This is a genomic window from Methylobacterium indicum, from assembly GCF_001043895.1.
Classification (GTDB): domain Bacteria; phylum Pseudomonadota; class Alphaproteobacteria; order Rhizobiales; family Beijerinckiaceae; genus Methylobacterium; species Methylobacterium indicum.
In genome coordinates this window covers 1-1,198 of the sequence record NZ_JTHF01000482.1, presented here as the reverse complement: position 1 = coordinate 1,198, position 1,198 = coordinate 1, and the positions used below count along the sequence as shown (strand labels likewise).

Annotated in this window: 2 protein-coding genes; both read right to left on the bottom strand. The window is 70.6% G+C overall.

What is annotated here, in order from left to right; all coding sequences use genetic code 11:
• Window positions 1–54: 54 nt before the first annotated feature.
• Window positions 55–762 (bottom strand): hypothetical protein, encoded by a 708-nt coding sequence (locus QR78_RS32245; RefSeq protein WP_053221185.1) that lies wholly within the window; start codon window positions 760–762, stop codon window positions 55–57.
• An 81-nt stretch (window positions 763–843) separates the two neighbouring features.
• A partial coding sequence (locus QR78_RS31620; RefSeq protein WP_048431608.1) for a putative peptidoglycan-binding domain-containing protein occupies window positions 844–1,198 on the bottom strand: 355 nt, incomplete at its 5' end.

Genomic DNA, 1,198 nt, shown 5'->3' with positions numbered 1-1,198 from the left:
CCCGCCGGGTGGGCGGGCGTGTTCGGGCCGGCGGGGAACAGCATGGCGGCCGGCCTATCGCGCCGCCGGAAGGCTGGCGACGACGGGGGCAAGGGTATTGTCCTCGTTCGCCCCGTCCTCGAGGTTGAGCTTGCGGAAGACGATCTCGGCGAGGCCGGCCTGCCCACCCGCCGCCTCGAGGGCTTTGGCCGGCGCCGCGTCGACCGCTCGCTGCACCGCCTTGGCGATCACATGCGAGCCGACGTTGACCGACAGCTTGCCCTCTTTCACGGCGCCCGGCACCGCGTTGATGGCGTACTCGGTCACGGCGTTCGCCATCTGCTCGACCCGGGCTTGGGTCAGGAACAGGGCGGCCCAGGGGTAGACCTTGCGGATGGCCTGGATCAGGTAGGCGGCGACCGCCGGAATCACGGCGGTGATGACGATCTCCCGGACGAGCTCGATCCAGGGCGCGGCCGACAGCGTGACGCGGGTGGTGTCGGCGGTGGCGGTCTCGGCGGCGAAGGCAGCGCCGGTGCACAGGATGAGCATCAGGCCCATGAGCGCCGAGAAGGCGAGGCCGCCAATCGTGCGCATATCATCTCTGAACTCTCGAACGAGGATGATGAGCAGCGTCAGGAATAGCCCGCCGAACCCGAAGCCGGCGAGCCGCATCACCGGGTCATCCATGATCGGGTTGATGCGGTCGGGGGCGATGCCCAAGGCCATGGCGGGAGAGCAGACGCAGGCGAGCGCCAGCGCCGCGAGGAAGAGGCGGTGCATGATGATGTCCTGATTGTCGGGGATTTGCTCGGCTGGCCCGGCCGGCGCGGGTCGAACAGCCCGGAAATCCCGGGCGGTTGGTCAGGCGGCGATCAGCTTGCCGCAGGTCGGGCACTTTGAGGGGTCGACCGGCGCCGCGGTCTCGGTCGCCATGGCGAGCGCCGCCTTGCGCACCTCCTCGACCCGCCGGGCCCAGCCCTTGCCGAACCGCGGCCAGGTCGACAGATCTCGCAAGAAGGCCAGCCGCCCGTCGCACAGGGGGTCGATCAGGTCCGCCGGCTTGTGCTTTGCGACAGCCGCCAGGGTGAGCGGCCCCAGTGCGCCGTCGTCGGCGACCTTGAGCGCCCGCTGCAGCCCGATCACAGCGCGCTTGGGCCCGCTGTTCACCGCGAAGTCGAAGAGCGCGTAGCCGAGCCCCGCCGGCAGCGCGTCGCCC